This is a genomic window from Sphingomonas bacterium, from assembly GCF_028289855.1.
GTDB lineage: Bacteria > Pseudomonadota > Alphaproteobacteria > Sphingomonadales > Sphingomonadaceae > Sphingomonas.
In genome coordinates, this window is the sequence record NZ_JAQGKZ010000105.1 from 69547 (window position 1) to 93498 (window position 23952).

At 63.7% G+C, this 23952-nt stretch carries 20 protein-coding genes; 4 read left to right on the plus strand and 16 right to left on the minus strand.

Annotation, left to right across the window (positions count from 1 at the left end; all coding sequences use genetic code 11):
* Positions 1-9 precede the first annotated feature (9 nt).
* From JWM94_RS12605 to JWM94_RS12680, 16 genes are all read right to left on the minus strand, one after another.
* Positions 10-1671: a substrate-binding domain-containing protein gene (locus JWM94_RS12605; RefSeq protein ID WP_299427421.1), complete on the minus strand. Its 1662-nt coding sequence runs from the start codon at positions 1669-1671 to the stop codon at positions 10-12.
* Between the two features lie 27 nt (positions 1672-1698).
* Positions 1699-2793 (minus strand): substrate-binding domain-containing protein, encoded by a 1095-nt coding sequence (locus tag JWM94_RS12610; RefSeq protein ID WP_299427424.1) that lies wholly within the window; start codon positions 2791-2793, stop codon positions 1699-1701.
* A complete protein-coding gene (locus tag JWM94_RS12615; RefSeq protein WP_299427427.1) occupies positions 2793-5141 on the minus strand; it encodes a TonB-dependent siderophore receptor in 2349 nt (782 codons plus the stop codon). The genes JWM94_RS12610 and JWM94_RS12615 overlap by 1 nt, the downstream gene beginning before the upstream one ends.
* 52 nt (positions 5142-5193) lie before the next feature.
* Positions 5194-6519, minus strand: coding sequence for a dicarboxylate/amino acid:cation symporter (locus tag JWM94_RS12620; protein WP_299427430.1), 1326 nt, complete (start codon positions 6517-6519; stop codon positions 5194-5196).
* 222 nt (positions 6520-6741) lie between these two features.
* Positions 6742-7443 (minus strand): trans-aconitate 2-methyltransferase, encoded by a 702-nt coding sequence (locus JWM94_RS12625; protein ID WP_299427434.1) that lies wholly within the window; start codon positions 7441-7443, stop codon positions 6742-6744.
* A gap of 95 nt (positions 7444-7538) precedes the next feature.
* A complete protein-coding gene (locus JWM94_RS12630; protein WP_299427437.1) occupies positions 7539-8081 on the minus strand; it encodes a hypothetical protein in 543 nt (180 codons plus the stop codon).
* 59 nt (positions 8082-8140) lie between these two features.
* A complete protein-coding gene (locus JWM94_RS12635) occupies positions 8141-8851 on the minus strand; it encodes a hypothetical protein (RefSeq protein ID WP_299427440.1) in 711 nt (236 codons plus the stop codon).
* A 100-nt stretch (positions 8852-8951) separates the two neighbouring features.
* Positions 8952-12035, minus strand: a complete 3084-nt coding sequence (locus tag JWM94_RS12640) for an efflux RND transporter permease subunit (protein ID WP_299427443.1) — start codon at positions 12033-12035, stop codon at positions 8952-8954.
* On the minus strand, positions 12032-13063 hold the full coding sequence (locus JWM94_RS12645; protein ID WP_299427446.1) for an efflux RND transporter periplasmic adaptor subunit: 1032 nt from the start codon (positions 13061-13063) through the stop codon (positions 12032-12034). The genes JWM94_RS12640 and JWM94_RS12645 overlap by 4 nt, the downstream gene beginning before the upstream one ends.
* Complete coding sequence (locus JWM94_RS12650) at positions 13060-14406, minus strand: TolC family protein (protein ID WP_299427449.1); 1347 nt, start codon at positions 14404-14406, stop codon at positions 13060-13062. The genes JWM94_RS12645 and JWM94_RS12650 overlap by 4 nt, the downstream gene beginning before the upstream one ends.
* A complete protein-coding gene (locus JWM94_RS12655) occupies positions 14403-15746 on the minus strand; it encodes a HAMP domain-containing sensor histidine kinase (protein WP_299427452.1) in 1344 nt (447 codons plus the stop codon). Before JWM94_RS12655 ends, JWM94_RS12650 begins: the two co-directional genes overlap by 4 nt.
* Positions 15733-16410, minus strand: coding sequence for a response regulator transcription factor (locus JWM94_RS12660; RefSeq protein ID WP_299427492.1), 678 nt, complete (start codon positions 16408-16410; stop codon positions 15733-15735). The genes JWM94_RS12655 and JWM94_RS12660 overlap by 14 nt, the downstream gene beginning before the upstream one ends.
* Positions 16411-16505: 95 nt before the next feature.
* Positions 16506-17858: a 2-hydroxycarboxylate transporter family protein gene (locus JWM94_RS12665; protein WP_299427455.1), complete on the minus strand. Its 1353-nt coding sequence runs from the start codon at positions 17856-17858 to the stop codon at positions 16506-16508.
* Positions 17859-17923: 65 nt separating this feature from the next.
* Positions 17924-18979 carry a YncE family protein gene (locus JWM94_RS12670; RefSeq protein WP_299427458.1) on the minus strand — a complete coding sequence of 352 codons (1056 nt, stop codon included), beginning with the start codon at positions 18977-18979 and terminating at the stop codon, positions 17924-17926.
* Between the two features lie 85 nt (positions 18980-19064).
* Positions 19065-20402, minus strand: coding sequence for a sensor histidine kinase (locus JWM94_RS12675; protein ID WP_299427462.1), 1338 nt, complete (start codon positions 20400-20402; stop codon positions 19065-19067).
* A gap of 72 nt (positions 20403-20474) precedes the next feature.
* On the minus strand, positions 20475-21143 hold the full coding sequence (locus JWM94_RS12680; RefSeq protein WP_299427465.1) for a response regulator transcription factor: 669 nt from the start codon (positions 21141-21143) through the stop codon (positions 20475-20477).
* Positions 21144-21227: 84 nt separating this feature from the next.
* Between JWM94_RS12680 and JWM94_RS12685 the strand changes: the two genes are divergently transcribed.
* The 4 genes from JWM94_RS12685 to JWM94_RS12700 form a co-directional block, all read left to right on the plus strand.
* Positions 21228-22334, plus strand: coding sequence for an ABC transporter substrate-binding protein (locus tag JWM94_RS12685; RefSeq protein WP_299427468.1), 1107 nt, complete (start codon positions 21228-21230; stop codon positions 22332-22334).
* Positions 22335-22859: 525 nt separating this feature from the next.
* Positions 22860-23342: a DUF3489 domain-containing protein gene (locus JWM94_RS12690; RefSeq protein WP_299427471.1), complete on the plus strand. Its 483-nt coding sequence runs from the start codon at positions 22860-22862 to the stop codon at positions 23340-23342.
* An 11-nt stretch (positions 23343-23353) separates the two neighbouring features.
* A complete protein-coding gene (locus JWM94_RS12695) occupies positions 23354-23758 on the plus strand; it encodes a DUF2924 domain-containing protein (RefSeq protein ID WP_299427474.1) in 405 nt (134 codons plus the stop codon).
* On the plus strand, positions 23755-23952 hold a 198-nt coding region (locus JWM94_RS12700), incomplete at its 3' end, for a recombinase family protein (RefSeq protein ID WP_299427477.1). The genes JWM94_RS12695 and JWM94_RS12700, both read left to right, overlap by 4 nt.

Below are 23952 nucleotides of genomic sequence, written 5' to 3' on the forward strand. Positions count from 1 at the left end.
TCCGACCGATCAGTTGTCGAGCTTCTTGCGCTGGTCAGCCAGCATCTTCGCATCGAGCGGATAGTAATAACCGACCTTGGCAATGATCTGCTGCCCCTCGCGGCTCAATACGAAGCGCATGAACTCGCGGACCTTGGGGTCGAGCGGCTGGCCCGGCGCCTTGTTGATGTAGAAATAGCCGTCGCGGATCATCGGATAGGTGCGGTTGGCGACGTTCTCCGGCGTGAAGGCGATCGGCGGCCCGCCCTTCTTCCACGACAGCGGCAGCACCTTGAGGTTGGGATAATCCTTGACGTGCAGCAGCGCGGCGATGCCGATCCCGTATTTGTCCTTCGACAGGATTTCGAGCGGGCGCTCGCTCTTCACCGCATCGCCGTCAGGACCGGCGACCGCCATTTTGGCCTCGACATATTCCATGAAATTGGGGTTCCACTTGTGCGACCAGTGGAACCAGTGCCGCTCGATCGCCTGCTGGAAGCCGGGCGCCGAATAGCCGTAGGTCATGATCTCCTTGCCGCGATATTCGCTGCCGAGGCCGAGCTGGTCCCAAGTGCGGATATTGCTCGCCTTCGTCTTGGCATAGGCGGCAGTGTAGAGGATATTGTTGTGATCGATGTCCCAGCCGCCCGAGCGCTCGGCGCCGAACACGTTCTGCAGTTCGTCGATCGAGATGCTCTTGAGTGGATTGTCCTTGTTGACGACGATCGCCCAGGCGAACAGCGATCCACGACGCTCATAGCCGCCGGTCGAGACCGAGATTTCGGTCGGCATATAACCCATCGCGTTGAAGAACGGCATCTGATCGGTCAGCTTGCCGTCGTCGCCCGACGGCGCGACGTCGGAGATACCGGTATAGAGGCCCGCGATCGCACCCTCGGACGAGGTCGCGTTGCTCCAGGTGATGCGGAGGTCCGGGTGGTAGCGCTGGAATCCGCGCGCGAGATACTCGACCGAATTCTTGAGCTCGCTGCCATAGATGCGCAGCGTGCCGGTCAGCTTGGTCTCGGCCTTGTACGTCGGCAGGTTGGCGAGCAGCGGTGCGGGCAATTCCAGGTAGTTCGCCTTGGTCACTACGCCCGACAGCTTCGCCGACACGTCGGCACCCACACCCGATCCGCGGTCGAAGGCGGTCGGGTCGCGATATTCGGTGAGCAGCCACTGGCGGCCCGCGGCGTCCTTGTCGCGGTAGAGCGTGTAGCGCATCACCGTCTTGTCGCTGCGTTGCTTGTCGAGCAGCGGCTTTATCGTCCCGGCCGCGTTGGCGCCCGCCGGCAGCGTGGTGACGGTGAACACCGAATAATTGCTGTCGCGCGGATAGGTTTCGGCGTGGAGTACCGTCGCGACCGGATGCACTTCGACGCCGCCGGGCAGCTTCGACCGCTGGGTCTGCGCCCAGCGCTGATAATCGGCATCGCTCGGGAAATCGAGTTCGACGAACGTGTCAAAGGCGGCGCCGTTGCGTTGATTCTGCTCGAGCCAGATCGCATCGGCAATCGCGCCCGACTGACGCCAGTCGGCGACCGTCGTGGCGAGATCGGTGGGCAATGTGCCGCCCGCCGGCACCGTGAGGATGACGTGCGCGGGATCGGCAACAGCGGGCGTCGCGAAGGCGGTCGCCGCGCCCACCAGCAAGGTTGCGCATAGGCCATTCGGCAGGAAGTTACGAAACATGGGAGGACGTCCTTTTCTGAAAAATGTTCAATCGAGCTTGGCGCGTTCGGCGCGGATGGTGGCGGCGGGGAGAGGCAAATATCCCGAAGCGGCGACCAGGCTCTGGCCCTCCGCACTCAGGATGAAGCGAATGAATTCCTTGAGCTTCGGCGTGACCGGGTTGCCGGGCTTGCGGTCGAAATAGACGTAGATGTTGCGCACCAGCGGATAGCTGCGGTCCTGGAACGATTGCCGGCTCGGCATCACCGCCGCGCCGCCGCCGCGCGGCGCGATCGCCAGCATCTTGAGGCCCGGAATGTTCTTCGCCTGGCTCATCGTCGACCAGGCAATCCCGTATTTGTTATGGGCCAGTTCGTCGCCGAGCATGTGGCGCGCGCCCATAGTCTGCTTGGCCTTGTCGATCGCGGCGATCTGCTTGCTGCCGGTCTCCACATAGGCTCGATAATTGGGGTTCCACTTGTCAGTGTTGCCGAGCACGCGAAGCTGGAAGAAGCGCGTCGTACCGCCGGGCCCGTGGCCATAGGTCTGGATCGGCTTTTTCGCCCATTCGCCCTTCAGCCCGAGCTGACCCCAGGTGCGGATGTTCTTGTCTGCCCCGCGTGCACCGACCGGCGTCCAGACGAAACCGTCGAGCGAACCGTTGCGCTCCGACCCGAAAATGCCGTCAAGCTGATCCATCGACAGCCTGGTGAGCGGATTATCCTTGCTGACGAAGATGACCGGGCCGTTCGATTTGCCTTCGACATCGTACGCGCCCGAAGCGATGACGATCGACGTCGCAGGATAGCCGCGCGTCTCGTAAAAGCTGAGCGCCTCGGTGATCGCCGGCTCGCCGCCATCGAAACCGAGATCGGCCTGGTAGGTCACCAGCCCCGGAAACGCCGCATCGCTGGTCGGCAACGTGTCCTTAAACGTCACGCCGGGCTGCAGTTTTTCGAACGCGTCTTCCCACTGACCGAGCAGCGAGCCGAGATGCGAGCCGCCCATTCCGAACCCATAGTTGCGAATCTCGCCCGAGACCTGGGTCTCGGGCGAGTAGGCGGGAGTATCGTCGGCTCGCATTGCCGCTGCCGGCACGGCGAATGCCGCGAATAATGCCAGCGACTGTGCGAACCTAATCATCAGAACTTCACTCGACCCGTGAGCGTCATGTAGCGTGGCTGCCCCGGCGCGATCTGAATGCGGCCCGTCGCGCCCGCGCTCTCGTAATACTTCTTGTCGAGCAAATTGCCGACCTTGAGCGTGAGCGAATAATGCGGCTTGTTGAAGTAGAACCCCGCATCGACGATCGCATAGGCCGGCAGGTCGAGCGTCTTCAGGTCGGTCGCGCTCGTCGGCAGCAAGCCCTCTCGATCGCCGGTATAGGTCACGCCCAATCCGACGCCGAGTCCGTTCGACCAGTCGTAGCGAGTCCACAAATTGGCCGCGTTGCTCGCCACGTTGGGCAAGCGCCGCCCGATCTGGAACGACGATGCAGCAGTCGCCGCGGTCAGAACCTTCGCGGTGATATGAGCATAGCCGGCGATGATCTGCCAGTTCTTGACCGGGCGGAGATTGCCTTCGATCTCGAACCCGTCCGAGCGGCCCTTGCCGAGTTGATACGAACAGGTGCCTTGCGCAATCACGCCGGCCGGACAGGGATTCTGCGTGATCTGACCGATCTGGTCGATGCGGTAGATCGCCGCAGTGCCCGACAGGATACCGCCGAACAGATCCTCGACCTTGACCCCGGCCTCGTACTGCTTGCCGGTGATCGGAGTGAAGTTGTTCTGTCCGTCCTCGCCGAATGCCGCCGGGTCGACCGGGACGTACGACTGAGCGTAGCTGCCATAGATGGTAATCTTACGCGTCGGTTCGATCAGCAGGCCGGCGCTGGGCAGAAAATTGCGCTTGTCGGTCTTGCGCTTGATCACGCCCGGCGCGTTGCGATTGTCGGCTTCGACCGCCGAGGTTTCGCTGAACTTGCGGCCGCCGATGCTCACCTTCAACCACGGCGCGAAGGTGATCAGGTCGGAGACGTAGATGCCGTAATTGTGCGAGCGCACGAACCGGTTGGTCAGCAACACTTGCTGGTTGGCGAGGGTCGAATTGACCGCGGGCGTGCTGTTGAACGCCGGGAAGCCGGTGTAGTCGGGATTGTACAGCCCGATGTCGAGACACGTGCCACCGACCGGGCATGCGCCGGTCGTCGCGTTGCGGACGCTGGAGTTGAAGAACTTGTGCCGGTTCTCGTTCACCAGGTCTGCGCCGACATTGTAGCCGAGCAGGACGTTGTTCTCGATCCCGCCGATCGAGAATTTGCCGGTGACGTTGGTGTCGAGATAGTCGTACTGCCGATTGGTTTCGAGATCGCGAAACCGGCGCTGCACGCGGAATTGGCCGAAGCTCGCAATCGCCGCGGCGCCCGTTAGCACCTGAATGCCGGTGTTGCTCGTCTCCTGTTGGTCACTGTTATACGACACGTGGCGATACGAAGCGTTGAACTTCCAGCCACCGCCCAGATCCTGAACCAGGAATACGTTGACCGCCTTACCGGTTTCGAAGCGGAAATCGGTCGGTTGCTGATAGGTCGTCGTGATCGGCGCGACGGCGTTGATGTCGTACACCGTGTTGGCGGCATTCGGCGGCGCGACGAGTCCGACGTCGAAATGCTCGCGGACGTGGCGATATTCGAACTGCGCGGTGAGCTTGGTCGCGCCGAGGTCGAGCATCAGGCTGGGCGACAGCAATTGCTGTTGGTTGCTCGCGTAATCGCGGAAGCCCTTGTTATTGGCGACCTCGCCAACAAGGCGGAACGACAGGATGCCGTCCGAATCGATCGGGCCGGTAATGTCGATGTCGCCGGTTACGCCATTACGGTCGAACGTACTGCGATATTTGCTGGCAAAGGTATTGAGACGCAGGTCGGCTTCGAACGCGAACGTCTTTTGCGGCTTCTTGGTGATGATGTTGATGAAACCGCCCGGCTGGATCTGGCCATACAGCACCGACATTGGCCCCTTCACCAGATCGATATGATCCACATTGACCGTCGGCGGCGAGCCGTAGCGGCCGGTGAGGCCGGGGAGGCCATCGACCATGATCGCGTTGCGATCGTCACCGCTCGACTTGAAGCCGCGCAACGTCACGTCATAGCCGGTGTTGCCCGATTTCTTGACGCCGGTCATGTAGTTGTAGAGGTCCGAAACGCTGGCCGTTTCGAGCGACTTCACGAACGCCCCCGAATAGCTCGAAGTCGTGAACGGCGTGTCGAGCGCGCGGATGTCCTGCTTCATCGCGCTCTTTGCGCCAGTCTGGACGAAACGCCCGGTGATGACGATGTCGCCCGCCTGGTCCTGGTTGTCGGCTGGCGCAGCCGTGGGCGTGTCAGTTTGCTGGTCGCTGGGGGCCGCGGGCGGCGGCACGGTCGGCGCGGTTTGCGCCGATGCGATCCCCGGTATCGATATCGCCAATGCGGTGGCAAGTGCCATTCTGCTGATCATTTCTCTCTCCCCAAAATTTCGTTATACTGTTGATATCGTGTCATTCGGCCGCGACGGATTGTGCGCCGTGCGGCAATTCGATTTCGGTTTCCCCGGCGGCCAGCGCATGCGCCAGCCTGGTCGTGTCCAGCGCACCGTCCCATCGGGCGACGACGATCGTCGCGACGGCATTTCCGATGAAGTTGGTGAGGCTGCGGCATTCGCGCATGAAGCGGTCGATCCCGAGGATCAGAGCGAGCCCCGCGACCGGTACGGTGGGGACGATTGCCAGCGTCGCGGCGAGCGCGATGAAGCCTGCGCCGGTCACCCCGGCTGCACCCTTCGAGCTGAGCATCGACACCCCGAGGAGCAGCGCTATCTGCCCTGCCCCGAGGTGGATGTTGCATGCCTGCGCGATGAACAGCGCGGCGAGGGTCATATAGATGTTGGTGCCGTCGAGGTTGAACGAATAGCCGGTCGGGACGACCAGCCCGACGACACCCTTGTCGCATCCGGCGGCTTCCATCTTCACCATCAGGCTGGGCAGCGCTGCTTCAGACGACGATGTGCCGAATACGAGAAGCAGCTCGGCCTTGAGATACCGCAGCAGCCGCCACAGCGAAAAGCCATTGAGCCGGGCGATCGTGCCCAGCACGATCGCGATGAACAGCGCCGATGTCAGATAGAAGGACGCCACAAGCGCGGCGAGGTTGATCAGCGCGCCGACGCCGAATTTGCCCACGGTGAACGCCATCGCGCCGAATGCGCCTATCGGCGCCGCGCGCATGACGATTGCAACGATCTTGAACACCACCGTGGCGAGCCGTTCGAACAGCTCGCGGACCGGTTTGGCGGGTGCCCCGATGGTCGCCAGCGCAACGCCGAACAGGACGGCGACGAACAGCACCTGGAGCACGTTGCCATCGACTAGTGCCGAACTGAGCGTGGCGGGAATGATATCGGTGAGGAAGCCCGTGACCGTCTCGCTGTGCGCCTTGATAACATAATCGGCGATGGCATGCGTATCGAGCTTGGCGGGATCGACGTTCATTCCGGTCCCGGGATGGACGATCAGCGCAACCGCCAGACCGATGATCAGCGCGAGCGTGGAGACGGCGATGAAATAACTCAAAGCCTTGATCGCGACTCGCGACAGGCTGGACAGGTCGCGCATCCCAGCGATGCCGGTGACGACACTGAGGAAGATGACCGGCGAGATGATCATCTTGACGACCTTGACGAACGCGTCGCCGAGCGGCTTGAGCTGCGCCCCGACGTCAGGGAACGCCACACCGACCAGGATGCCGGCGATGATCGCAACCATCACCTGTAGGTACAGCGACTGCACGAGCGGGACGCGACGAACGTCGGTCGGCAGGTCTTGCATGTTAATCGCCATCGCCATCCACCGTCGGCGCCACGCAAGGCGCCATAAGTGTTTTCAGGCGGTACCAAATGGTATCGGCGATGCGGATGTCGCGCACCTTGATCAGCTCCTTCTCCCCGGCGTGGGCTCTTGTGGCCACTAACCTAGGTCGGAAATACGCGAGGTAGCTGTCATGGACCTGTCGCATCCTCGACCCGACGAAATCGCGGGTCGTTGCCGGCATCACGCAGGGGCGCTGGCGAAGTAAAGCGCGGTCAGCACGACGTTGGGCGCCAGCCCGCCAAAGTCGCGATCGACGAGGTCGCCGATCGCCGCGAGCAAGCTTCCGCGCCGGTCATCGGGCAGTGCCCGGACGAACGAATAGCTGGCATAGAGCGCCCGCGCGCCGGCGGCGGTTAGCGTTCGCTCACGGCGAAACACGCGCTGTTCGATCCGGGCGAAGCCGGCTGCCGCGAATCGCGCGATGTGGAGATCGGCGTCGAGCGAATAATGGCCGCACGTCGATTCCGACGGCGGCAGGTCGATACCGTGCAGCAGTGGCATGGTGGCGTCAGCGAATGGGTCACCCATTCCGGGATTGCGGTAAGCGTTCCACCAGATCGCGGCGCACCCGCCCGGCCGGAGCAACGCGCGGATTCGTGCCATCGCCGGCACGGCGTCGAGCCAATGGAACGATGATGCGGCGGCGACCAGATTGAAGGTTCCGCTAATCGACGCGGTGACGAAGTCCTCGTTCACGACTTCGATCGGGCGCCCGGCAAAGCCGGTCCGGAGATAGTCGGAAAGAATGGGGTCGGGCTCGACCGCGACATAGCGCTCAATTCGAGGCCCGAAGAGCGGACCCGTCGCCAGCCCCGTCCCGGCGCCGATTTCGACGATCGCGCGGACGTCGCCGCCCGCTCGATCGAGGACTTCAGCATACAACTCGTCGGGATATCCCAATCGAGCCGCGTGATATCCGGCCGCATCCAGGCCGAAGATATTCCTGCCTACCCCTCGGTCGATGCGGCCGCCGGGCATCACTTCGCCGGAGCGAACAACGCCTCGTAACTGGGGATTTTCTTGGCCAGCGCGTCGCGCAGGTCGAGCGCCCTGGTGTAGAGCGTGCGCTCATACTGATTGCCGGCGACCGGCACCTTGAATGCATAAACGACCAGGCCGATGTTATTGCCCTTCACGTCACGCATCGGCATCAACACGACGAACTTGGGACTCGTGTCCTTGGTACGGTGCCAGCGCGGGTCGACGATCGTGATGCCCTTTTTCGACACGTCGATATCATCGGGATCGTCCGGATTGCCGATACGCTCCGGATAGGAGCCGGCGAACATCGTATAGGTGTCGGTCATCCCCGGCGGGACGCCGTGGATGGTGACGCTAAGCAATTCGGGATGCGCCTTCATCGTCTCGTCGGACAGTTTTTGCGCGTAGATTTTCGCCGCCGGCGCCGTCCAGTTCTTGGCCGGTGCGGCGGGTGCCGTCTGCGCGCCGGTCGATACGGCGGTCGTCAGGCTCATCCCGGCAACGGCCGCCATCATCAGCAATGTGCGATGCATCATCATTCCTCTCCTGGGTTGTTCGGTTTTATGGTGGCTTAGCGTCCAAAGCTGACGGGAAGCTGTCACTTGGCGAGCGCGGCGAGCAATGGAATCCGTGCGGCAAGCGCGTCGCGCACCGCGATCGCTCGCGCATAGGCACGCGCTTCGTCGGCGGGCGTCGCCATCGTGAAACTGGTGCTCAGCGCGCCGATCGCGCGACCGCCGGCGTCGAGCATCGGCAATTCGACCGCAAGCCGGCGGCCGCCGTTGGTGACTTCCTTGCGGATCGTCCCACGCGCGATGACGTCGGCATCGTCGCCGTCGGCGAGTTTGCCGATGCGGCCGAAATTGGAGGCGATGATCGTGTTTTCCTTGCCCGGCAACGCAACATGCATCGCCAAAGTGACCAGGTCCGGAAAGCGATCGATCATGGCGTCGACCAGCGCTTGGGCGCGCGGTGACCGCGATGCCCCCACTACGAATGGGTCGGGCTCGATTAGATTGTCGGCGACATAGATTCGTCGGGCGAGTTCCGCCGCAATCGGTCCTGCCGCAACCTTTCGCTTCGACGTGATCGTGAACGAGCCGATCGGCTCGCCGACCGCGTTGCTGAGCGGCGCAGTCGCCGACACGCCGCTTTCCTTGCCGCGCGTGACCGTGATCCGCCTAGCGCCCTTGCCCGTCGCGTCGATCCGGATCGAGGCAATTCCGCGATGCTTCGCCGCGACTGACGCCAACAGCGTGTCGCCATAGGTCTGCGCCGCCGCGGGCAATGTCAATGCGCCAGCAGCCAAGGCCACAACCAAGGCAATGCAATACCTGAACAAGGCGCCTCTCCCGATGCCGCATGGTCGAAGCGCCATGCTCTCGCGTCGAGCTAGGCGCGTTGTGCTGTCATACAGCTGTCGCTGGGATCGCCTCCAGATTATCCGCGCCCTTACTCCGGCGCGTCAGCAACAGTACTAGGGTCGGCAGAATGGTCAGTACCAGCGGCGCACCGATCGCGAGGCCGAAGATGATCGCGGTCGCCAACGGCCGCTGCAGTCCCGATCCTCGCCCCAGACCCAAGGCCAGCGGTGCCAAGGTCAGGATCGCGATCAGCGCCGACATCAGGATTGGCCTTAGCCGCGCTTTCCCCGCTTCGAGTAGGCTCGGCCCGTCGATCGGACGCCCCGGTTCGAGTTCTGCCAGGTAGAAGATTGCAAGCTCGGTCAACATCCCGACCACCATCGTCAGCCCCATTAGCGCCGAAATATCGAGCTCGGTACCCGTCACCCACAGCCCCATGAACACTGCCGTCGTTGACAGCATCACCGTGCCGATCACGGCGGCGGTGAACGCCCAGTTTTCGAACAGGATGGTAAGCAACAGCATCGACAGCAGCAACGCGGCGATGAACACCGTTGTCAGGTCGCGAAACGATTGTTTCTGCTGCTGATAGAGCCCGCCATAATCGACTCGGACCGAGGCCGGAAGATTGAGCGCCTTCACAGCCGCTTGGACCTCGGTCATCGCGCTGCCCAAATCCTTGCCCTCCAGTCGCGCCGTCACCGGAATGAACGGCGCCAGGTCCTCGCGTGTGATCTGCGGCTGCCCGGCTGTAATGCTGATCGAGGCGATCTGACGGAGCGCGACAGTGCGCCCGTCAGTCGCGCGAACCATCATCGCGCCCAGCGAGTCGGCGCGCCGGCGCAAGTCCTGCGGCACCGTGACGCGAACGTCCACGACCTGCTCGCCGGCCAAAATCTGTGTCGCGATGGTGCCGCCGGTCTGTGTCTCGATCTGTTTCGACACCACATCGGGGTCGACCCCGGCTAAGGCTGCCGCAGCGCGATCGACTTTTATGATGATCGCATCACCGGCGACGCGCAAGCCGCTGGCGACTTCGACTACGCCCTCGATCTTCTCGAGCGCGCTGACCACCTTCTCGGTTGAGTCCGAGAGCTCATCAGCATTATCGCCGAACAGTTTGACCTCAATCGGCTGCGGCACCGCGGTCAAATCGCCAATCAAATCCTCCATCAGCTGCGCCGTCTCGATTTCGAGCCCGGGCACCTGTACCTCTACCTTCTGGCGGACCTCGGCCATCACTTCCTCGATATCGCGGCGGTTACCGTCGTTGTTGAGGCGGATGAAGAAATCGCCTTCGTCGGCCTCGGTAAGGCCGCCGCCGAGCTGGACGCCGGTTCGCCGCGAATAGCTCGTCACTTCTGGTGTCTCGCGGACGATCTTTTCGACACGCCGCAACAGCATGTCGGTGTCGGTGAGCGCGGATCCAGGCTTGGCCTTGTAGTCGAGGATGAACCCGCCTTCATCCATCACAGGCATGAAGCCCGACTGGAGATTGGTCCAGGCGAACCCACCAAGCACAACGAGAACGAGCGCGACCACGCCGGCGATCAGGCCGGGCCGCGCGAACACGCGCGCGGTCATCCGGCCATAGCGGTCGACGATCGGGCCGGTGAACTTCTCCGCCTTGTCCGCCGCCTCGGCGTCTTTGAGCGTCAGCCAGCCGTCGGCGATGATCGGCAGCACGAACCGCGCATAGAGCAACGACACTGCCAGTGCCGAGACCATCGTCACCGCCAGCGCCTTGAAGAATCCGCCGGTGACCCCAGTGATGAATGCCAAGGGCACGAACACAACAATCGTCGCTGCCGTCGATCCGAACAAAGGCTTCGCCATTTCGCGCGCCGCCGCCAGCATCGACGGCCGCTCGCTTTGGTGCTCGTGATCCGCTTCCTGCAATCGTCGCATCAGGTGTTCGAGCATCACCACCGCGTCATCGACCACCAAGCCCACCGCCGCGGCCATGCCACCGAGCGTCATCATATTGAAGCTCATCTTGAACGACAGCAGCGCAAGACAGGCAGCGGCTAGCACCGCCGGTAAAAGTGCGGCGGTAATTACCATCAACCGCCACGAACGCAGGAACAGGAACAGCACGACGCCAGCGAGCAATGCGCCGAGCAGGATTGCGTCGCGCACCGAATTAGCCGCGCCGGTCACCAGCTCGGATTGGTCGTAGAAGTTGCTGACCTTGACGTCGGACGGCAGCGACAAACTCTTCAAGCGCGCCTCGACATCCTTGACCAACGTGACCGCATCGGCGGTCGGTGTCTGGCGGATGTTGACCAGCACTGCATTGGTGCCGTTAGATGTTACCTTGGTCCAGGCCGGCGCCGGGGCGCGGCGGATCGTCGCGATCTGGCCGAGCGACGTCACTCCAGCGCCGGGTGTATTACCCGCCTTGACTGGTACCGCCGCGATATCGGCTTCGCTCGTCAAGCGATCCTCGACAAGCGCGAGATAAAGACGATGGCGATCCTCTATCTTGCCCACTGCCGCGACGCTGTTCGCCGCGGTCAACGCCGCAGTAACTTCGGTAATGGTCAGCCCAACTGCCTGCATCTTGCCGGGATCGACCTCGACGATCACTTCCTGCGGCGAGCCGCCGAGAACGTCGACGCCCGCGACACCCGATACCGTCGACAGCAGTGGACGAAGCTTCAACTGGGCGAGTTGCTGCAGCGCGACACCGTCGCGCTTAGTCGATGTCAGCGAGATTCCGAGTACCGGGAAAATCGTTGGGTCCGATCGTCGCACGCTGAACCGCGTGCCGGTGGGAAGATCGGGCAGGATCGTCGCCAGCGCGCCTTGCGTCGCGTTGGTCGCGGCAACCATGTCGTCGCCCCAGGCGAAGCTCAGCGCCACTTCGGCCGAGCCGCGGCTGGTGGTCGATCGAATCTGCGTCACGCCGGGGATTTCGCGCAGCGCGATTTCCGCCGGGCGCGTAATGTCGGCTTCCATCTGTTGCGCATCGCGCTCACCGGCGTCGATCGAGACGACGACGCGCGGATAGTCGATGTGCGGGAACAGGGTCACCGGCAGCTGTGTCGCCGCGGCGAGCCCGGCCAGCGAGATGAGGAAAACGCTCAGCCAGATCGAGCGCCGGTGACGTTGGAGAAGCTCCCTCACTTGCGGCCTCCGACGCTTGGTTCGGTGACCTTCATGTCTTCCTCGAGCGCGGTGCCGCCCTCGACCACGACGCGCTCGCCGGGCTGAAGCCCTTTGAGGATCTGGATGCGATCGCCCATCGAATTGCCGGGCGATACTTCGCGCTCTTTGGCTACGCCCCCCTTGACCACGAACACGTAGCTCTTGCCGCCATTGTCGAGCAGCGCCGCATAGGGGATCGTGATTCCGGTCGCGGTCGCCCCGACCTCCAGCGACGCGCGCAATGGCTCGCCCGCGCCCAGCCGCATGCCTGCCGGCACCGCGACATAGACCGATGCAAGCCGCGTGGTCGGATCGACCTGCGGATCGACGCCGACGACTGTCGCATCGGTTTCGGCGCCGCCGTTGATCGTGCTCATCTTGATCGGCAGACCCGGATGGAGCCTGGGCGCGAGCGCCGGATCGACCCCGAACTTGGCGCGAAGATCACCGAGCGTCCCGATCGTCGCCAGCGAAGTGCCGGCAGCGACCTGATCACCCGGCTTGATCGTCAGGTTTTGAACAGTGCCCGCGACCGGTGCGCGCAACGCAAGGCTGCCGCCCATTCCGGTACCCATTCGCGCAGCACTTGCCGAGGCCACCGCGGCGCGCGCGGTTTCGACGTCGGCGTCGCTGACCAGTCCGTCCTTACGGAGCCGCAATGCGCGCTGGTACGCGGCCTGTGCCTGGGTGGCATCGGCCGCCGCCTTGGCGATCGCCGCCTGCGTTGCCGGGCTGGCGCGGAGCGTCACGATCACTTGACCGCCCCCAACCGCCGTGCCGTTCGGCGCGGAAACCGAGACGACAATTGCCTCGGCCGGTGCCACGATCGCGCGGGTGCTGCCGGGAATTGCCTCAGTCGCGCCGTAGACCGATACCGCATCGGTCGACGAGCCGAGCTCGGCTGGCGCGGTGCGAACCTGCGCAGTCGGTTCGGGCGCCTTTTCTTCTTCGGGACTCCCCGCACAGGCGGCGAGTAGGAAGAGAGGCAGGAACGGCAGGGTCTTCATCGGGTCCATCCTTCGCTGGGGCCGCCCGACAGAAGTTCGAGCGCGATGGTTTGTTCGGCGATCTGCTGATCGATCTGGAGAAGCGCGAGCCGCCGGTCGCGGATCGCCTGCAATGCGGTCTCGGCGGTGGCGGGCGAGATGTCGCCGCGCTTGGCGGCGCGCTGGGTCGCGTCGGCATATTTCTGCAACGCCGGAAGTTGGCCGGTGAGTTCCGCACGCTGGCGGCGCAGCGCCATGACCCCCTTCACTGCGGTGTCGATTTCGGCGCGAGTTTGGAACAATCGCGCCTCGTACTCCGCCTTGAGCTGCTCGCGGGTTGCCTTGGCGATTGCGATATTGCCGCGATTGCGATTCCACAGCGGAAGCGTGAAGCCGACTGCCGGCCCAAGCGTGTAATTGTTGGCGGTGTCGCGCGCGCCGGCGATGGTCAGCGACAAATTAGGGAATTGTTCGAGCACCGCTTTGTGCAGATCGGCTTCGGCGACCCCGTAGCCGGCGCGCAGCGCCTGAAGGTCGAGGCGGCGTTCGAGCGCTTGCGCGACAAGCTTCGCACTGTCGGGTGGCACCGCCGGATCGGCAGACGGCGCAAGCCTGAGTTCGACCTCGGGCGGCAGCCCAAGCGTCTTGTTGAGCTCGCCGCGCGCGGCGACCAGGTCGCGCTCGGCGGTCCGCGCCTTATCGGTGGCATCGATCAACGACTGACGACGCGTATCGAGATCGGCGGCGGCGATGTCGCCGCGCCCGGCGGCGCGCTGCGCGGCGGCGAACAGCCGCTCGGCCGACGCGGCGCCTTCGCGCGCGATCGAGAACTGCTCGGTCAGTGCGAGAATCCGCACCCCGAGCAGCCGCGCCTGCCCGGCGGTTTGCCATTCCGCCCAGGCCATATCGAGCCGCACTTGCCGCTTGGCCGCCTCGCCCGATTCGCGTGTCACGCGCGCGGTGCGGATCGCGTTGAGGTCGAACCCCAGCTGGGCACCGAACGCGTTGAAAACGTCGGGCCCGGCCAGGATCTTGTCGAAATTGGCGCCGAACGTGGGGTCGGGCAGCAGCCGGGCGGCGAACGCCTGCGCGTCGGTCACCCCGGCCTTGGCGCGCTGCGCCTTGAGGTCGGGGTTCTCGATTACCGCAATCACCGCCAAGGCGTTGGGCGTCAGCGGCTGGTTGAGGTCGATCGACTGCGGCGTGAGATAAGGCCGGTCGATCTTTTGAGCGTCGGTCGAAAGTATCGAGACGTCGGGCGTCTTGAGCACGTCCGACGGCGCGGACAAGGGCGCGACACTGTAGCTCGCACACCCCGCCAACATCGCACCGGCGAGCAGGAGGGCAAGGAAAGGCCGCGTCATTTCGGTCGCACCGGAAACGTTACCATGGCTTTCACTCCGGGATGATTGTCGTCGAGGCGGACCGTGCCGCCGTGAACCTTGGTGATCGCCGCGACGAGGCTGAGCCCGAGGCCGTGGCCCGGCGTCGTCCGGCTGCGTTCGAGCCGCGTGAACCGCGCGAAGACGTTGTCGCGTTGGGCATATGGAATACCCGGCCCACCATCGCTGACCATCAGCGTCGCATTTGCGGCATCAGCCGTTAGCGCCACGGAGATGGGAACTCCGGCGGGCGTATGGTGCAACGCATTCTCGATCAGATTGACCATCAGTTGCGCGACCAATTCGCGATTGCCCTCGATCTCAATGTCGGGCGCGATGGCGCGGTCGAAGCGCCGGCCGCCATCCTCCTCGACCGACGGCTGATAGCTATCGGCGAGATCGGCGATCAGCGCGCTGAGATCGAGTGGCTTCATTCGCACTGGCGCAGCCTCGACCTCGGCGATCCCGAGGATCGCCGTGAACAGGTCGAGCATATCGTCGGTCTGCTCGATCGCATGCGTCATCGCGTCGCGTAGCTCGGCTTGGCTCCTGCCCGCTGCGAGCGTCAGGTCGAGCTTCTGCCGCAATCGCGCGATTGGTGTGCGGAGGTCGTGCGCCAGATCGCTCGACACCTGGCGCAAATTGTCGAGCAGCACGGCGATCCGGTCGAGCATCAGGTTGAGCGTCGCCGACAGCCGGTCGAATTCGTCGCCGCTGCCGGCGAGCGGCATGCGCTGCGTCAGGTCGCCACCGATGATCGCGTGCGCTGTCCGGTTGATCGCGTCGAGCCGTCGCCCGAGCGCAGCGCTGAGCAGGAACGCGCCGACGATGCCGATCGCCGCGATCAGACCAAACGCGATCGCGAACAGCGGGATCATGCGGTCGTCGAGATTCTCCAATGCTTCGGGGTCCGCGCCGACGATCAGCAACCCGCCGTCAGCTGTGCGCGACGCGAAGGCGCGGGTAAAATCGGGCCGGCCATTGTCCTTGACGAAGTCCATGTCGGACCAGCCAGGCGCGGGCGGCGCCACGATCGCGCGTCCAGCGATCAGCCCGCCATTGGCGTCGAGCAATGCGTAGCGCATGTCGCCCTGCTCGTGCGCCGCGCGATCGACTACGACGCTCGACAGGCCGCGGCCAGCGGCCTCGCGCAGCATCGCGCCGCGTTCGGTCACCACGCGTTGGTCGAGGTCGTAGCGCAGTTCGTTGCGGATCGCCCAATACATCGCGGCCCCGAGCGCGAGGATCAGCACGGTAAAGGCCAGGCTGTAGAACGCCGCAAAGCGAAACGCCGTCGAGGAGGGCGCGCTAAACGTCGGCATCGAACAAATATCCCGAGCCGCGCACGGTCTGGATCGGGTCGTGGCCGAACCCGGCGTTCAACTTGGTACGTAGCCGGCTGACGTGCGTCTCAACGATGTTGGTCTTGGGGTCGAAATGGAAGTCCCACACCCGCTCGAGCAGCATCGTGCGGGTGACGACGCGGCCGGCATTGACCATTAATTCCTCGAGCAATTGAAACTCGCGTGGCTGCAGTTCGATGCGTTGGCCGCTGCGGCGCACCTCACGCTTCAGCCTGTTGAGCTCGATATCGCCGATACGCAGCGAGGTTTCGGCGGCGACCGCCGCAGGACGGCGCGACAAAGCGTTGAGCCGGGCGGTAAGCTCGGTGAAGGCGAACGGCTTGACCAGATAATCGTCGGCTCCCGCCTCAAGCCCCTCGACCCGGTCCTCGACCCGCGCCAGCGCGGTCAGCATCATCACCGGTGTGGTGACGCCGGCACCGCGGATGGTGCGCAGGATCGTCATGCCGTCGATCCCGGGCAGCATGCGGTCGAGGATGATCGCGTCGAACGCTTCGCTGGTCGCCAAGAACAACGCGTCACGGCCGTCGTGCGCGTCGGTCACCGCATGGCCCAACTCGCGCAGGCCGCGCTCGACATAGTCGCGCGTTTCGGCATCGTCTTCCGCGACCAGCACCTTCAACACGGCATCCTCCCTGTCTCAGCTCTGCACCGGCCGAGATTGGTGACGTGTTTCCGCGAATATACAAATCGCCAATGTTCGACCGGCGAGCGCACTCAAATGCCGAATTTGGCGACCAGCGCGAGTGCGAGGGTGACCGTAAGCGCGCCGCCGATCCGCGTCGCGACCTGCGCGAACGGCATCATCATCATGCGGTTCGAGGCGCTGAGGATCGCGACGTCGCCAGTGCCGCCCTGGCTCGCGCGGCATGCCGCGACGATGCCCGCTTCGATCGGATATATATTGACGAAGCGCCCGGTCACGAAACCGGTCGCGACCAAAGTGGTTACGGTCGCCAGGATCGTGATGATCTCCGGCAGGTTGAACGCGCTCATCAGTTTTTCCCAAGGCGTCTTGGCGACGCCGATCGCGAACAGCAACGGGTAAGTCACGATCCCGGCGAAGAACTGATAGTTGCGATATGCACCCTGCTCGAGCTTGGGCGTGATGAGCCTGCCGAGCTTGAAGATCACCGCGAGGAACAGCATCGTTACCGGCCCCGGGAAGCCGGTCAGCTTCTGGACCAGCGCGCCCGCAAGATAAAAGGTCATCGCAAGGATGACCGCCGCGCCGATCGTCTGCAGATCGGGCATGAAGCGCGGCGCTTCGTCACCGGTAAGATGGACGTCGTGCTCGCCAGGTTGCAGCTGGCCTTCGCCGGTCAAGTGCGGCTTGCGCTTGCCGAGCAGGTTGAGCCCACCCGCCAGCAGAATCGCGGCTAGGCTGCCGAACATCACCGCCGGCAGGATTTCGGCGAGCAGGTCGCCCTGCACGCCGCCCGACAAGGCGGCATAGCCGATCGACAGCGGGATCGCACCTTCGCCGACGCCGCCGCCCAGCACGGGGACGACTACCATGAACGCGGTGTGCTTGAAGCCGAGCCCGAGCGCGGTGCCGACCAAACAGCCCACCACGGCGGCCGCGATCGAGCCGAGCAGGATAGGGACGAGAATCTTGACGAAGCCACCAATCAGCATCTTGCGATCCATGCCGAGGATCGAGCCGACGATGATCGAGCCGATGAACAGATACAGGAAATTACTCTGTTCGGTGAAGGTCGAGATCGACTCCTTGAGCGGCTTGGGGATCGCCCCGAGATAGACCAGCAGCGAGGGCACAAACGTTGCCAGGATCGCTGCTGCACCGACCTTCCTGAGGAACGGGATGTGCTTGCCAATTTCGGCGCAGGCAAATCCGCCGGCGCCCAGGATCAGGATATTGGTGGTCAGGTCGGCGGGGACTTCGCCCTTCATCACGTAGACGGCGATCATCGCGACGATGGCAACGAACACCGGCACCGGCACGATACCGATCCGCGTGTCCATAATCCGCCACCAGAGGCGCGGGCCTTCCTGGCCATCGACCGTGTGCGCCTCGTCGATCGGCTCGACGGTGATTGTCTCGGCCATGCCGGCACTCCTCTGTATTGCCGAACGGTCGGACGACGGCCGAAGCCGCCGCCCGCCGCACGTGCTTATTTTTCGGAAACGACCATCAGCCGGAAGGTGCCCGACTTCGCGTTCGGCAACCATTTCTTGCCGTCCGTCGGCTTGGGCGGCCACTCGAGATCGGCCGTCGACGAGAAGACGCGGTGCGTCTTGGGATCGAGCCCGACGGTCTTGGCATATTCGTCGATCGACAAGGTTTCGGCAACCGAATAGCTGTCGGCGCCGGTCTGGGTGATGATCGTCCAAGTCTTGTCGCGGTTGGCGACGAAGATGCGCTTCTTGTCGGCGTCGAACACGATGCCGTCGGGATCGCCGCCGACCGGTACCGAGGCGACGACCTTGCCGGTATCGGCGTCGGTGACAACCATTGTCTTGTTGCCGCACCCGCTGAACAGGCGACGATTGATCGGATCGAACGCGAGCGGCGCCGGACCGTCGCAACCGGTAAGCGCGATCGTGCGGATCAGCTTGTTGGTCTTCGTATCGATCTCGGCAATGTCATTGCCTTCTTCCATGTTCGCCCAGACTTTGCCCTTGCCGTCAGCCTGCGAGAATTCGGGGCCGTTGGGCAGCTTGATCGTCGCGACCACCGCGCCCTTGGCGGGATCGATTACACTAACGTCTTCAGAATCACCGTTGAACACGAAGATGTTGCCCGAAGCGGGGTCGCGCAGGATGCTGTCGGGCTTGGTGCCGACCGGGATCGACTTGAGGATCTTGCCGGTGGCAAGGTCGAACACCTTTACCGAGTTGCTGTTGCCGTCCGAGATAAAGCCATGGCCAGCCGCGGTATCAAGCGCAACGCCATGCGCGCCATCGAGGCCGGTAACGGCCGAGAGCGGCTTGAGTGTGTCGAGGTCGAGGATGTGGACTTGCGTAGTGTGGGTCACGTACAGGCGCCGCCCGTCGGCATCGACGGTGACGTAGTCGCCGCGGCCTTCGCCGGGCAGCGACACGCGTTCGACCCTATAGGCGCTGTCGCCGGCATCGGCCGCAGCATTGTCGGCGCTGTTGCCGGTCATCGTTCCCTTGCAGCCTGCAAGCAACGCAATCACCGCCACGGAAAACATCAATTTACGCAAATTCCCCTCCATCAAGGATAGCCGGCGCGCATCGGTGCGGCTCTGTGCTGCCTCGCTGGTACCCCCGCAACCTGTCACGATGCTGTCAGACTGCTGGGGCTGCGGGAAACCAAACCGACGCACGCAATCCCCGGCCGGAATGAGCGGTGTCGAGCGATAGTCGAGCGCCGATCGCCTCGGCCAATGCGCGGGCGATCGGAAGGCCGAGGCCACTGCCGTTGCGCGCGGTGTCGCGATCGAGCCGCGTGAACCGGGTAAATACGCGGTCGCGGTCGTCGGGCGAAATGCCGGGACCGTCATCCTCGACCGCAACCGTTACGCCGTCGCCTTCGATCTCGACCGACACGGTCACCGACGCACCAGTGCCACTATAGCGCATCGCATTGTCGATTAGGTTGTTCAGCAGTTCGGCGCCGAGCACCGCGTGTGTGGCGATCCGGGACATGCCTGGCGCGCGCTCGAATTTTAGTTCGATACCCTCGCGCACCGCCGCGGCGGCGTGATCCGCGGCGACGGTCGCGGCAAAATCATTGGCGTCGATCGGCTCGACCGCTTCCTGCGCCAGCGCGGCATGGTCGGCGCGGGCGAGCGCAAGCAGCTGAACCAATAGCCGCTGCAATCGGTCGCTGGCGTGGTCGATATCCTCGATCGAGCTCCGTGCCTCAGCGCCGCCCGGCTCGGCCTTGCGCAGCAAGGCGATATGCGTGCGCAAAATCGACAACGGAGTCCGCATTTGGTGCGAGGCATCGGCGGTAAAGCGGCGCATCCCTTGCAACGTCGCATCGACCCGGGCGAGCATGCCGTTGAACGCGCGCACAAGATCGCGCAGCTCGAGCGGCACGTCGTCGGTCGGCAGCGGCGTGAGATCGGACGCGACACGACGGTCCATGTCCGCGCGCAGCCGGATCAGCGGCCGCATCCCCCACCGGACCGCGAGCGGCAGCAACAAAATGCTCAGTCCGATCAGCGCAGCTTCGAGGATCGCCAATCCGATCAACAGCCGCTGCGAAATCCGTTCGCGCGCGCCCAGCGTCTCGGCGACCTCGACCACCGCCGGCTGGGCGATCCCGGGGAGCCGCCGTCCTTCGGCGACGATACGCACGGGCCGCCCCTTGTAGGTCACGCTGCCGAACCGGACCTCGGTATCGCGCAAGCCGCGCGGCGCGATGTCAGGCAGGTCGGCATAGCCGGTCACGGCGCGGCCCGAATAACTCACCTTGTAATAGACATTGTCGCGCGCGTTATCTTCGAGCATCCCGAAGATTGCCGGTGACAGGTTGAGCGCGATTTCGCCGTCCTCCACCGTCAGCGACTCCGCCAGTGCACGAGAGGCGGCGCCGAGGATGCGGTCGTTCACCGCCTGCACCGCGCCGCGTATCGCGAGCGCACCGCCAAATCCGAGCAGCAACGCAAGACCTGCCATGGGCAATACCATGCCACGCAGGAGACGGGCGGTCAGCGATGCGCTTGTCAGCGGGGTGAAAGTCGTCGCCACTCAATCCCCGACGAGCATGTAGCCGAGGCCGCGGATCGTGCGAATTTCAGGACCGTCGTCACCCAGCTTGCGCCGCAACCGCGCGACATAGACTTCTACCGCGTTGGGACCGACCGGCTCGTCGAACCCGAATATCTCCGACGACAGGCGATCCTTCGACACCACTTTGCCGACGCGCGCGAGCAGCCTATCGAGCACCGCCCACTCGCGCCGCCGTAGGTCGAGCACGCGATCGCCGACGGCCGCGCGCGCGTGCGCCTGATCGACCACCAGCAGGCCGATGGTGATCACCGGCGAAGCATCGCCCTGCGAGCGACGCAACAATGCCCGTATGCGCGCCTCCAGCTCGCTCGGCTCGAACGGCTTGAGCAAATAGTCGTCGGCCCCAAGATCGAGACCCTCGACGCGATCCTCGATCGCGTCGCGCGCGGTCAGGATCAGGATCGGCGTCTTGATCCCGTCGCGCCGCAACCGGCGGAGCACCTCCAGCCCGGATATGTCCGGCAGGCCGAGATCGAGGGTGATCAGCGCATAGGGCTCGTCGAGCGCCACCATCAGCGCGGTTTCGCCATCCTCGGCAGTGTCGACCGTATGCCCCGCCGCCTTCAGCGACGCGGCAAGCCCGCGCGCAAGCGAGGGGTCGTCCTCGACCAAGAGGATACGGGCCACGGCTCTCCCTTCCATTGACCGCTTTACCCTACAGGTAGAAACGCCGCAGTGGGAAGCCGACTAAATCGGTATCGTAGGACGGGGATGATCGGTCGCATTCTAGCTGGAGTGATGGGGGTCGGCGCGCTGGTCGCCGCGGGCGGTTGCGGTCGTACGCCGGCCAGGGCGGTGCCGGCGGGCTATCCCATGTCCTACGCCGACATCGAACGCGACGCCGACGCCGAACGCGAACTGCTGATCTGGTCGGCAATCGATGAGAAGAAAGCGAGCCGCCTGGTTGCCGATTTCCAGCAGCTCTACCCATCGATCCGCGTCAAATATGTCGAAATGCCAGCGCGCGACATGAATCAGAAGTTCGTCGCCACGGCCGCGCTCAACAAGGGCACTGCCGACTTCTTGTGGTCATCGGCCATGGATCTCCAGATCAAGCTGGTCAATGACGGCTATGCGCAAACCTATGTCTCGCCCGAACGCGATAGGCTGCCCGATTGGGCGAACTGGAAGGACCAGGCCTGGGGAACGACCGCCGAACCAATCGTGATGGTCTACAACCGCGACATGATTGCCGACGCTGCAATGCCCAAGAGTCACGTCGACCTTACCCGGTTTCTCGAAGAAACATCTGCGGTTCGCGACCGCATCGCAATGTCAGATCCTGCCGCGTCAGCGGTCGGCTATCTTTATCTGTCGCAAGATCAGCAAGCGACGCACGACATTTGGCGCTTAGCTCGCGCGATGGGTACCAGCCACGTCCATCTGTTCACCCGCGCCGAGGACGCCGTGCGCGATGTCGAGACGGGACGTGCCGCGATCGGCTACAATATCGTCGGATCCTACGCGCTGGGCGAGGTCGAAAAACATCCCAGGCTCGGGATGGTACTGCCCACGGACTACACACTGCTAATGTCCCGAATTGCGATGATCCCGGCGAGCGCGCTTCATCCGAATGCCGCAAAACTGTTTCTCGATTTTCTGTTGTCGCGTCGCGGCCAGATGCATCTTGTACGCGAGGATATGCCATCCGTTCGCGCCGACGTGGGAATTCTAAGAGACCTTCAACCCTCGGGATTGAGGCTCCGTGCAATCCGCGTCGGCCCGGGCCTGCTTGTCAGCCAAGACAGCCTAACACGAAAATATTTCCTTAATCGCTGGCGTTCGTCACTTGGTATCGGTCTTGGCGATAATGACTAGTGAGCTCCGCCCTAACAGTTTGATTTAGCGAACAAAGCTGACCAGCCAGTCGAACGCGATTGCGGTGCAGCCAAGGCTGGCGAAAATGGCAAGCATAAAACCCGCAGCGGCAGTCGCGCTCATGCAATCGTCTGTCTTCTCCACGCTCTCTCTCCCCATGCATCCGTCTTCTCAACGTGATGGCATAAGGGGCAAAGCTGACAGCAGGCTGTCACTCGATTCCGTCGCGGCGAGCTAGATGATGAAGTTGAGGAGAAACATTTGGCTAGACCAGTTGGCATAGCGCGCGCTGAGTTCGAATGCGCGGTAAGAGCGGTTGGTAGGGCGATCCGATCTATTTGTTACGGATACACCAGGATCCGTCTCCTGGGGCGCATAATCCGTTCGACTTCGCTCACCAACAGAGCGACAGCGCTGTCACCCAGCGATTCGTAACTCCTCGCTGGGCCGCCCCGTCGCCACATCGTCCGGGGCTGAGACTGGTGGGAGCGGCGTGGTGCCGCTCATCCGACGACGGAGACCACCATGCCCAAGCTCAACGACACCCAACTAATCATTCTGTCTGCCGCCGTGCAACGGGATAACCGGAGTCTTCACCCGTTCCCGCACGAGAGTAAGGCCGACGCAAAAATTGTTGGCGATCTCATCACGCGGGGTTTCGCGGAAGAGCGCGAAACCGACGACGCATCGGCCGTAAGTCGCGTCGATGGCGATATTCGCTTCGGCATCTTTGCGACCGACGCCGGACTGGCTGCAATTGGCGTTTGCAACGACGAGAATGCTGAGGTCCCTACCGCAGCAAAGCCGGAGCGCCAGACCAAGTCTGCTGCCGTAATTGCGCTGCTCAAACGCGATGAAGGCGCGACACTCGCAGAGCTCGTCGCAGCCACCGACTGGTTGCCCCACACGACGCGCGCAGCATTGACCGGATTGCGGAAGAAAGGTCATGCCATCGAACGTGGCAAGCGCGACGATGACACCTGTTATCGTATTCCGGCGGTAGCGTGATGGCGTCGGATGTGAGCACACGTTTAGCTGCGCTGCCGTTGATAACGTCCGCGGAGTTGAAGGACGAGTGGCAGCGGGTCACCAAGACCCCCTGCCCTCGCCTCTCACGAAAGATGCTGAGCCTAGCCTTGGCCTGGGAGATCCAGGCCAAGGCGTTCGGCGGACTATCGCGACCGACGCAGCAGAAGCTAGCGCAACTAGCCGACGGCAAGAGCCGAACGACTTCGGTCTCGCCGGGTATGCAGCTCGCCCGCGAGTGGCAGGGCAAGGTCCACGTCGTCACGATCGGCGATGATAATGTGGTTCGCTGGAATGACCGCGACTACCGGTCGCTGAGCGAGGTCGCGCGCGCGATTACGGGGACGCGCTGGTCGGGCCCTGCCTTCTTCGGCCTCAAGCGAAAGCTGGCCGCATGAAACAGGTTCGCTGCGCCATCTACACCCGCAAATCGAGCGAAGAGGGCCTCGAGCAGGATTTCAATTCGCTCGACGCCCAGCGCGAGTCCTGCGCCGCCTACATCCTGAGTCAGGCTAGCGAAGGCTGGGTCGAGGTGCCGGACCGCTACGACGATGGTGGGCTGTCCGGCGGGACGCTCGACCGCCCTGCCCTC

What these genes read in the sequence shown, in the direction of transcription:
- JWM94_RS12605 (WP_299427421.1), bottom strand. Translation starts at nt 1,671, where the DNA reads ATGTTTCGTAACTTCCTGCCGAATGGCCTATGCGCAACCTTGCTGGTG.
- JWM94_RS12610 (WP_299427424.1), bottom strand. Translation starts at nt 2,793, where the DNA reads ATGATTAGGTTCGCACAGTCGCTGGCATTATTCGCGGCATTCGCCGTG.
- JWM94_RS12615 (WP_299427427.1), bottom strand. Translation starts at nt 5,141, where the DNA reads ATGGCACTTGCCACCGCATTGGCGATATCGATACCGGGGATCGCATCG.
- JWM94_RS12620 (WP_299427430.1), bottom strand. Translation starts at nt 6,519, where the DNA reads ATGCAAGACCTGCCGACCGACGTTCGTCGCGTCCCGCTCGTGCAGTCG.
- JWM94_RS12630 (WP_299427437.1), bottom strand. Translation starts at nt 8,081, where the DNA reads ATGATGATGCATCGCACATTGCTGATGATGGCGGCCGTTGCCGGGATG.
- JWM94_RS12645 (WP_299427446.1), bottom strand. Translation starts at nt 13,063, where the DNA reads ATGAAGACCCTGCCGTTCCTGCCTCTCTTCCTACTCGCCGCCTGTGCG.
- JWM94_RS12650 (WP_299427449.1), bottom strand. Translation starts at nt 14,406, where the DNA reads ATGACGCGGCCTTTCCTTGCCCTCCTGCTCGCCGGTGCGATGTTGGCG.
- JWM94_RS12655 (WP_299427452.1), bottom strand. Translation starts at nt 15,746, where the DNA reads ATGCCGACGTTTAGCGCGCCCTCCTCGACGGCGTTTCGCTTTGCGGCG.
- JWM94_RS12665 (WP_299427455.1), bottom strand. Translation starts at nt 17,858, where the DNA reads ATGGCCGAGACAATCACCGTCGAGCCGATCGACGAGGCGCACACGGTC.
- JWM94_RS12675 (WP_299427462.1), bottom strand. Translation starts at nt 20,402, where the DNA reads ATGGCAGGTCTTGCGTTGCTGCTCGGATTTGGCGGTGCGCTCGCGATA.
- JWM94_RS12685 (WP_299427468.1), top strand. Translation starts at nt 21,228, where the DNA reads ATGATCGGTCGCATTCTAGCTGGAGTGATGGGGGTCGGCGCGCTGGTC.
- JWM94_RS12690 (WP_299427471.1), top strand. Translation starts at nt 22,860, where the DNA reads ATGCCCAAGCTCAACGACACCCAACTAATCATTCTGTCTGCCGCCGTG.